The organism is Paenibacillus plantarum (assembly GCF_013141695.1).
GTDB lineage: Bacteria > Bacillota > Bacilli > Paenibacillales > NBRC-103111 > Paenibacillus_E > Paenibacillus_E plantarum.
This window is the reverse complement of sequence record NZ_WHNY01000020.1, coordinates 60,663-69,917: the sequence shown is the minus strand read 5'-3', so window position 1 is coordinate 69,917 and position 9,255 is coordinate 60,663. Positions and strand designations below refer to the sequence as shown.

Genomic DNA, 9,255 nt, shown 5'->3' with positions numbered 1-9,255 from the left:
CGAAAATACGTCAGATTCGAGCAAATTAGCTGTAGTTTATACATCTAAACACGAGTCGGCAGTCACCTCACGTTCGCCAGCCACAAACCAACCTTAAACCAGCTACAATTTTACGCCGTATCCTCGTTTTCTTTTCTCAGGTTTGTCTTTTGGGACAGCCCCTTAATCGATTTAACACGATAAGGTACCCTATCTTGCCCAAACCCGCAGCATATACCCACTAACTAGCAGGCTGATACCGCCCATTCCCTCAAGAATGACACCGGAATACCCCAAATACCACACGCTCATTACAGCGGCTAACGCGAATAGCCACACGCCCAAATAGATCAGGGGTCTGCCAAGCAGCAGCCCGACCTGCACGAACCCAATTGCGAGTAGGAAGGAGCGAAGGATAGGAGCAAAAAACGGGTTCACTGCACCGATCGCCTCCATAAAAGCAACGGCAGCGACAAGCAGTGCTCCTGGTAACACTAGAAAGACCGGATGCCCCCAGCTCTTCACAGCATCATTCGTTGTAGGCGTATCCCTTGTGTTAAACAGTTTCCGCATTCCCCAAATCTGGATCAAGCTGGCCACCACGGCCGTAACGAAAGCTGCTTGCTTCAGCCAATCCAGGTCGCGCCAGTATAGGGCGAAATCAACCGCAGCACTAAACACCCATTCCGCGCCCCAAATGAACAGCAAGGTGATTAAGCCCTGTGCATCACGCAGCCAATCTTTTCTTTTATTTTCTAAATGTTGATGTTTGGTCTGGTTCAAATCAGCTTGCTTCGACGTTTGCATACATTCACCTCTAGTTTTATGTTCCGCACTTCTCGTATAATGGTACCATATCTATTCATCTCATCCATTATAACTTGAACATGCCCCATAGAGAAGGAGAGCACATGTACAGCGAAGAACAGAAGATGTATTTTTCCAAGAATCTCTTGGATTGGTACCAGACACATAAGCGTGATTTACCTTGGCGTAGAAGCAAAAACCCTTATTATATATGGATTTCCGAAGTGATGCTGCAGCAAACGCGTGTGGATACGGTTATACCGTATTTCCATCGATTTGTGGATCAATTTCCAACTGTCGAGGCGTTAGCAACGGCTCCGGAAGAAAATGTACTGAAAGCGTGGGAAGGACTCGGCTACTACTCGCGAGCTAGAAACCTTCAATCAGCAGTCAGAGAAGTGCACGAACGTTACGAAGGTATTGTCCCGCAAAATAAAGCCGACATCTCCGCCCTCAAAGGCGTCGGTCCTTACACTTCAGGGGCGATCCTCAGTATCGCCTATAACAAGCCGGAGCCGGCTGTCGATGGCAATGTGATGCGCGTGCTTTCGCGCTATTTTCTCATCGAAGAAGATATTATGAAGCCGTCCACGCGGACGATTATGGAGAAGCTCGCGCGCGAGCTCATACTGGAAGGGACCGCCAGCGACTTCAACCAAGCCCTGATGGAGCTTGGGGCCATGGTGTGCACGCCGAGGTCCCCGCACTGCTTGACGTGCCCTGTCATGGCACACTGTTCAGCGCGTGAAGCGGGCATGGAAGAAGCCCTGCCCATCAAAAAGAAAGCCAAACCGCCCCGTCCAGAGCTGCGGGCAGTGGCTTTCATCGAAGGCACGGGTGAGAACGCAGGCAAATGGTTGATCCGACAGCGTCCGCAAGAAGGCTTGCTAGCCCGCATGTGGGAGCTCCCACATGTGGAATGGCCGTCGTCCGGATGGCAATCCGATGAGGACAATATGTCCGAGCTTCGTAAGGCACTTGCCGAGCAAGAGCAAATCGGTATTCAGCCCGATGAGTGGTTCATGGATACGGAACATATTTTTAGCCATATTGTGTGGAAAATGAAGGTATACCGCGCTACGCTCGGTGACGCGAATCGCCCAAGTACGGGGGAGGAATGGATCCCATTCCATTACCGTTGGGTAGGGCCGGAAGATCTCCAGAATTATGCGTTCCCCAATGTGTTTGTCCGAATCATCAAAGAATGGCAGGACCGCAACGAAGACTAGCTGCATGCAGCAAACAGCAATCTTAATGAATTTCGGCCTGGATCCCTTCGATATTTATTAAAGTGATGAGTTTCTTATCAATGAGAATCAGCTCATCATCAAGCAATTCCTGCAGGACCTTGGTGACGGATTCCCTCACCGTACCCACTAAGTTGGCAAGCTGCTGATGAGTCAGCTTTACATCAATAAGTAGACCGTCTGGCGTAGCGATACCGTGCTGCTCAGACAGTCGAAGGATTGTCTTAATAATACGTGAACGCACGCCAAGGAACGTCAAATCATAGATTTGATCATTGGCATGTCGTAATCGTTGCATCGTCGTTTCCAGGAGCTTTAGGCATAGCCTAGGGCTCTTTTCCATGAACGAAGTGAATGCGGTTCGACTAAGCACATACATCGTGCTAGCTGCCATGGTCTCTGCAGTTGCTGAGCGGGTCATGCCATTACTGAGTAGTGACATTTCTCCGAAGAAATCTCCGTCCCGGAATAAAGCTAGCGTGACTTCTTTCGCCTCGTCTAAACGATATATTTTCACAACACCTGAATGGATTAAATACATTTCCTCGCCAACTTCGCCTTCTTCAAAAAGGATGGTTCCCTTCTTTACTTTCTTATCTGTAAAAAGTGGTGCAATCCCGACTAGATCTTCTTCCTTAAGCTCTTGAAAGAGGGGGATGTTCTGAAGCAATGGAACAATGGATTTCAAGGAAATGCCACCTCGTTTCCTCATTATGGTAGTTCCTTCATCGTACAACGAGGCTCCATACACGTAAAGGAAAATTGCTAATTGTCATTTGATGGCATGAGACTCCTTTTCCTGGAATATCAATGGGAAGAAGAAAGGAGTCGATGCTTAATGGAATGGTATGTCAAGGTGTTATCGAATTATGTAGGATTTTCAGGCAGAGCAAGACGGAAGGAATATTGGATGTTTGCATTGTTCAATATTATTATCTCGATCGGATTAGGTATTGTGGAGGCTATAATCGGGTTGGATCAAGTCCTGTCGGGCCTATATTCGCTATTCATCCTTTTACCTTCTCTAGCTGTAGCCTTTCGTAGATTGCATGACACGGGTAAAAGTGGATGGTGGATACTGCTCGGCATCATTCCCTTGATTGGTTTCATCATTCTGCTCGTATTTTTCTGCCAAGATAGTGACGTCAATGATAATCAATATGGTCCCAATCCGAAGGGATAGCTAATCGCGCAAGGCTGTTTCTAAGAGCTTTAGGCATAGCCTAGGGCTCTTTTCCATTTTTACCAATACAGGAAGAGTCTTTTCAAGTACAATAGAAAAGCATTGTCAAAACTAAGCAATCTATTTGGAGGATTCAATGAAAAAAATAGCTCTATCCCTTCTCGCGACAGCAACACTAGGTATGGGGATCGGTATCGGTGCGTACGCACAATCGAATATCGAAACGATTCAAGCATTTATTAACCACGAAATTAAGTTCACGTTGAATGGACAAGCATGGGCACCGAAAGACCCAGATGGGAAACAATTAAGCCCTATTATTTATGAAGGCTCATCCTATGTACCACTTAGAGCGATCGGAGAGGTCTCGGGACTGAAAGTCAATTGGAATGCTTCCACCAACACGATTGAGTTGCAAGGCGCTGGCTCTAGTCCGTCTGGTGCAATACCATATAAGGATTCACAAAATTACGGCAACCAAACGGGGGTGCCAACAAGCAAGGATTCCGAGCTGCAATTGCCTTCAGCTTCCAATGATTCCGAGACGACTTATTCCACGTTTAATGTTCACACCGATACTTCAACGGCTGCCTACAAAGCAGATCAAGAGGAATCTGTAAGACGTAGTGGCATCGCTTTAACAGATCTGAAATATGAAAGAATTATCGGCACCAATGTCTTGAAACGAGTGAACATCGACGCCAGTTTTAGAGATGAGAAATTGCATCCGCTCCTCAGAGATGGTGTCGAATATGCAAGAGGTATCAGTGCAATGCTGGATTCCAATGCTACAAGTGAGAAGATTGTTTATAACTTGGATGGAAAATATGCCTTCTTTAATACGCATTATGATGTTGACGATTACACCAAAGACTCCCCAGAAAAACCTCAAATTAAATTTTATGTGGATGGTCAATTAATCGCAACGGGCGGCGTGTATGTGGGGTCTGATCAATTCGTTTTCTTTGACGTTAAAGGTGTGAAGAAGCTTGAAATCAGCTTTGAAGTGGCATCGCCTAAATACGCAGCTGTTGCTGCTTTATATGCACCAAGATTATATAAATAAGCATGGTACGAAAAAAAGCGACCCCTCAGGGTCGCTTTTTTAATCATCATATAGGGATCTTTTAGCGGAGCTAAAAGTCTCTCAGATTACTTCGCCGCGTCGTAACGTTTGCCAACTTCGTTCCAGTTAACAACGTTCCAGAAAGCTGTGATGTAGTCAGGGCGTTTGTTTTGGTAGTTCAGGTAGTAAGCATGCTCCCAAACATCAAGACCAAGAACCGGCGTTTCGCCTTCCATGATCGGGCTGTCTTGGTTCGGCAAGCTGTACACTTTCAATTTTCCAGCTTTGTCAACAGCTAGGAAAGCCCAGCCAGAGCCAAAACGTGTAGTTGCTGCAGCAGCGAAATCTGCTTTGAATTTATCAAAGCCGCCAAGCTCGCTGTCAATTGCAGCTGCTAGTGCGCCTGTAGGTGCGCCGCCAGCTTCTGGTCCGATTGTTTCCCAGAATAGGGAGTGGTTAGCGTGTCCGCCACCATTGTTACGAACTGCTGTGCGGATATCTTCAGGAAGGCTGTTAAGGTCAGCGATCAGGTCGTTAAGGGATTTGTCATGAAGAGCTGGATGCTTGTCCAAAGCTGCGTTCAAGTTAGTTACATAAGCGTTATGGTGACGATCGTGATGAATCTCCATAGTTTTTGCGTCGATGTGCGGCTCAAGAGCTTCGTTTGCGTACGGAAGAGCGGGTAGTTGATGTGCCATTGAATAAATACCTCCTAAAAATTATGTAGTTTCAATTTCATTATGAAGGAACGCAGCTAATAAAGCAACATTTGTGTTTACTAAGTCGGTATTCCCTTAGATGCCGCGCCGTTCCATTTCCCGTGTAATCTGATTGTGCATGGCTGTATCTTGCTCATGAAGGTAGGGAGATAAGTCGCTCATGGTCCGGTGGAGCTGAAGCAGCTCGATTTCGGTCCATTCCTCAGGTTTCTTGGTGCTCAGGAACTGGAAATCCGGAATTTCGCGGGGGTACTCGTGTGCCGTAAGTTCATGATCTAGTTCGTTTTTGTTATCTGACATAGGTGTCACCTCTTTCTCATCGGAATATCCTCCTATAAGATGATGTATTTTCACGCATCTCATACATACTTTATAAAGTTTCACCCATATTCTTTATTTTCGTCTTCACATGAATATTCACTTCAGCTTCCGAGAACGCGTGTCCCCACTCATCCTGTACGTGCTCCCAAGCCTTGAATTGATAGGCGCGCGCATACAAGCCTAAACCGATGGGATCAATTTCATGCTCTTGCATTTTTTTTACGAGGGCCCTCATCTGCGATTCCAACTGCTGGTTGATCTCGGTTTCAAGCTTAGGCGCGTCATTGTTCCAATCGAAGGTGAAAGGTTTCTCTGTCAATTGAATAGGTACGGATAATTGGATGTCAAAAATGAATTTATTTTGCGCGAAGGTGACTTTCATGTCCCTGTTGACACGCAACGCATAGAAGCTGAGCGTGCCTGTATCAAAGAAGGATTCTCCCTTCTCTTCAGGAAGTTTGACGGATATGGATAGAGCACCATTTTTCTCCTTTTGCAGCATTTGAAGAAGTTGGTTCTCTGTATTGTTGATGGCGTAGGCATATTTCCCTTTTTTACTCAAAAACAGTGTGCCCGCTGCCAAAACTTCTGTATCCTTGCGAAGGTCAGTTAAGTAGGGGGTAATTCCTTTCTCATACATTTGCCGATGAAGGTCAAAAAGTGTGGAGACTTGCACCAGGTTGCGCATATGAGCGGTGTCCAGGAGCTTGGCAATATGCATGGACATTCTCCGTTTATCTGCTGGCGCAAAGTTAATAATTTCTTCGATGGAGCCCTCAACGGCAATGACTCTGGCCGTTTCGGAGATTTTGGGGTCACGGAAGAAGACATCCAGCAGCTTAAACCAGTCGTCATGGGCCAAGATACGTTTGCTAATGAGCACATTTTGGATTTTACCTGCGCTAATAAGCGCCGAAGCACGCGAGTCCAATTCGTTTCGGCTATCCCTCACGTTCATCGATGATACTTTTATGACTTCATTTTTCGACTTGGCCTCTTTGTTAAAGACGGGACTTGATGCATAAATAACGAGGTTATTATCTTTGTCCAAATCCATCCCGACCATGAGAACAAGCGTCACATTTTCTAAAGGCATTTGATCTTTGCAACTAGATATCAGGATGAAGAATGCGAAAATCGGAAATAAAAGCAAGCTCGTTCGCATCGGCTTCATGGGGAGGCCCTCCTTATTCGACGCATGCCTGCTAGAATGGCCCATAAGAGCGGCGGCATAACGAAAGCGATCCCGATTCCGATATTTTGGACAATATCTTTTAAGTGCACACTCGCATTCCAACCAGGCTTCCAAATCCATGCGACAGCTACCATTACGGTAAGTATGAGGAGGATGTGCAGTCGGGGCTGCCCTTTGAGTCCCAGCTGCTGTGTACAAATAACTACAGCATACAGCACAGGAATGAAGGTTCTTACGATAATGAGCAAGTAGGTGGAGAGGATTAAAATATCAAAGCGTTCCAGAAAACGAAACTCAATGATTTTAAATAAAGAGATGAGCGTATTATGGTATTGCGTGATCTCGTCTGGGCTGAAATTGACGAAAGCAAGTAACGTAAACAGCATGTAAATAACGAAGGTGATCGAATTCGCAATAATGATGCCGATGGATGCCGAGCTTTTATTTTCTAAGTAGGGGTATAGAAAGAAGGCAATTTCAAATCCGATAAAAGAGAGAATGTTGGTTCTTACGGTTTGTAAGATGGGGATCCAACCGTGTTTTAGGATGGGAAGCAGATGAATCCATTGCGCATGCTTGAATAGATAGAGGGAAGTTAAGATTAAGCCGCAGGAAAGGAAAAGGAGAATTTCAGAATAGCGGCCAATGATGCGAAATCCACCCCTAGTGATCATATAAGCAGGAAGAAGGAAAAGCAGCATAAGAACGGAAGAATTGGTTTGCTGCATAATCCAATTCTGAACTAACAGGGCCATACGATTATAAATCAAGTAGATGAAGAGGAGGAAATAGCCGATAAACATGACCATTCCCACTTTTCCAACCCATTTTCCAAAGTAGTGACTCAGTAAGTCGATGATGGTACCATTCGGGTGCCTTCTCATGATCTGAATGATAATCAGGCTGCTGGTCATAGAAGCAAGCCAACCGATGATTAAAACAATCCATCCGTCTGTCCCACAGCCTCTCGCAAGATCGCCAGGCAGAGGGAGAAGGCTAATGCCCATTTGAACACTGTGAATGAGCAAAATATACTGAAACAGCGTAATCTGATTGCCTTTCCCTGGATTCATGAAGAGTCATCTCCTTTCTGTTTCATTCTGCTATATCGACGTTTTTGAAGAGAGCGCACACTTTTGGGGCGGTGGACCATTTTTTTGAGCGGCAGGCGGATGAACACATCTTTCCAGTCTGCTATTCGGAGCGGTGCAATGGGAGTGCTATATGCCTCTCCAAGTGATTTTAAACTAATGAGGTGAGCTAGTATGACCATGGCGCCTGCCATAATCCCGACTACCCCGTAGAGGGAGGCAATCGTCATCATAGGGAAACGAATCAAACGAACGGAAGCGGCCATATCATAATTAGGGAGAATGAAGGAGGCAACCGCCGTGGACGCTACGACGACGACCATGAGATTGCTTACGATGCCAGCTTGAACCGCTGCTTGTCCAATGACAATACCTCCTACAATCCCGACAGTTTGGCCAACCGGCGCAGGAAGTCGGACGCCTGCCTCTCTTAACATTTCGAGCATAATCTCCATGATGAGTGCTTCAATGAAAGGCGGGAAGGGGACCGCCGATCGAAACTCGCCAATGGATAAAATCAAGTCCAAGGGAATCAGTTCATGATTATATGAAACACAGGCAATATAAAATGCCGGAAGAAACGCTGCGATAATACAAGCGAAGAAGCGAAGCAGTCGAAAGAAGGTAGCAACGGGCCAACGCGTGCTGTAATCATCGATACCTTGAAAGAACGCCGCTAATCCTACGGGTGCAATCAATACACTTGAGGATCGATCAACGACGACAACATAGCGTCCTTGTAACAGCTGGGATGCTGCAGTATCCGGTCGTTCGGTTGTAATCATTTGTGGAAACAGGGAGAAGGGGTTATCTTCGATTAGCTCCGCAAGTTCGCCCGTATTTAAGATGCAGTCGATCTGCAAGCTGGAGATGCGACGCTCTAATTCAAGACGTATGTCAGGGAGCGCAATATCTTCCAAATACAAGATAGATACTTTGCTTTTGGTCCTGTTTCCGACATAATGTTCTTTAATTTTGAGCTCCCGGCTGGAGATGTATCGACGAATTAAGGCAATATTTTGACTACCCGTTTCAATAAAGCCTTGATGTGCGCCTTTCAGTGAAGCTTCAATTTGAGAATCCTCAATAGCTCGTTGCGGCCAGCCTTGTGTTTCTAACGAAAAAACATGGGCTTGCCCATCAATGAAAAGAACGCTATAGCCGTACAATATTGCCGCTTCAACCGCTGACCACGCAATCATGCTGCTGAGATCGCCAATAGCGACGGGCAACTCGTCCTTCTCATCATTCGTTGTACGAAACATGAGCTCATGTAAGACATTATTGTTAATGGAATTTTTATCAACGAGACCATCTAGATAGACCAGTGCTGCCGAGGCTCCGGTTTGTTTATAAGTAAACGTGCGCACGATTAAATCGGGTGTGTCACTGAAAATCGTGGCGAGTTGATTTAGATTTTCGGAAAGGCATGTGGAAATTTCGACGATTTCTGACGGAGGCGGTTCCTGTAGATCGTTGGTGTTTTCTTCGAGCATCCGATTTGCGACTTTAAATAAGCGGCGGATCAATTCCATGTTCATCCATCCCATAAATTCTCAAATTCACAGTTCTGTCTTACATTGTTCCTTGGCGCGTCTCCTTTTATGCGTCTTCAAGGCTAGATCATAACGAATACATAGAGGTAAA

General features: G+C 45.9%; 10 protein-coding genes. 3 read left to right on the top strand and 7 right to left on the bottom strand.

The window, feature by feature from the left end; translation table 11 throughout:
- Window positions 1–189: 189 nt before the first annotated feature.
- Window positions 190–786 (bottom strand): hypothetical protein, encoded by a 597-nt coding sequence (locus tag GC096_RS06700; protein WP_171629477.1) that lies wholly within the window; start codon window positions 784–786, stop codon window positions 190–192.
- A gap of 104 nt (window positions 787–890) precedes the next feature.
- On the opposite strand from GC096_RS06700, the gene mutY reads away from it, so the two are divergent.
- Window positions 891–2,015: an A/G-specific adenine glycosylase gene (gene mutY, locus GC096_RS06695; RefSeq protein ID WP_171629476.1), complete on the top strand. Its 1,125-nt coding sequence runs from the start codon at window positions 891–893 to the stop codon at window positions 2,013–2,015.
- A gap of 22 nt (window positions 2,016–2,037) precedes the next feature.
- On the opposite strand, the gene GC096_RS06690 is transcribed toward mutY, so the two are convergent.
- Entirely contained in the window at window positions 2,038–2,721 is a 684-nt protein-coding gene (locus GC096_RS06690; protein ID WP_171629475.1) for a Crp/Fnr family transcriptional regulator, read from the bottom strand.
- Between the two features lie 150 nt (window positions 2,722–2,871).
- Here GC096_RS06690 and GC096_RS06685 point away from each other — a divergent pair, with 150 nt between their 5' ends.
- Both GC096_RS06685 and GC096_RS06680 read left to right on the top strand, forming a co-directional pair.
- A complete protein-coding gene (locus tag GC096_RS06685; protein WP_171629474.1) occupies window positions 2,872–3,216 on the top strand; it encodes a DUF805 domain-containing protein in 345 nt (114 codons plus the stop codon).
- Window positions 3,217–3,352: 136 nt separating this feature from the next.
- Window positions 3,353–4,282 (top strand): NPCBM/NEW2 domain-containing protein, encoded by a 930-nt coding sequence (locus GC096_RS06680; RefSeq protein ID WP_171629473.1) that lies wholly within the window; start codon window positions 3,353–3,355, stop codon window positions 4,280–4,282.
- A gap of 86 nt (window positions 4,283–4,368) precedes the next feature.
- On the opposite strand, the gene GC096_RS06675 is transcribed toward GC096_RS06680, so the two are convergent.
- The 5 genes from GC096_RS06675 to GC096_RS06655 all read right to left on the bottom strand — a co-directional run bounded on the left by GC096_RS06675 (window position 4,369) and on the right by GC096_RS06655 (window position 9,143).
- Complete coding sequence (locus tag GC096_RS06675) at window positions 4,369–4,980, bottom strand: superoxide dismutase (RefSeq protein WP_171629472.1); 612 nt, start codon at window positions 4,978–4,980, stop codon at window positions 4,369–4,371.
- Window positions 4,981–5,076: 96 nt separating this feature from the next.
- Window positions 5,077–5,301, bottom strand: coding sequence for a mother cell protein YfhS (yfhS, locus tag GC096_RS06670; RefSeq protein WP_171629432.1), 225 nt, complete (start codon window positions 5,299–5,301; stop codon window positions 5,077–5,079).
- A 70-nt stretch (window positions 5,302–5,371) separates the two neighbouring features.
- Complete coding sequence (locus tag GC096_RS06665; protein ID WP_171629471.1) at window positions 5,372–6,496, bottom strand: Ger(x)C family spore germination protein; 1,125 nt, start codon at window positions 6,494–6,496, stop codon at window positions 5,372–5,374.
- A complete protein-coding gene (locus tag GC096_RS06660) occupies window positions 6,493–7,590 on the bottom strand; it encodes a GerAB/ArcD/ProY family transporter (RefSeq protein WP_171629470.1) in 1,098 nt (365 codons plus the stop codon). Before GC096_RS06660 ends, GC096_RS06665 begins: the two co-directional genes overlap by 4 nt.
- Complete coding sequence (locus GC096_RS06655) at window positions 7,587–9,143, bottom strand: spore germination protein (protein ID WP_312886207.1); 1,557 nt, start codon at window positions 9,141–9,143, stop codon at window positions 7,587–7,589. The genes GC096_RS06660 and GC096_RS06655 overlap by 4 nt, the downstream gene beginning before the upstream one ends.
- Window positions 9,144–9,255 lie beyond the last annotated feature (112 nt).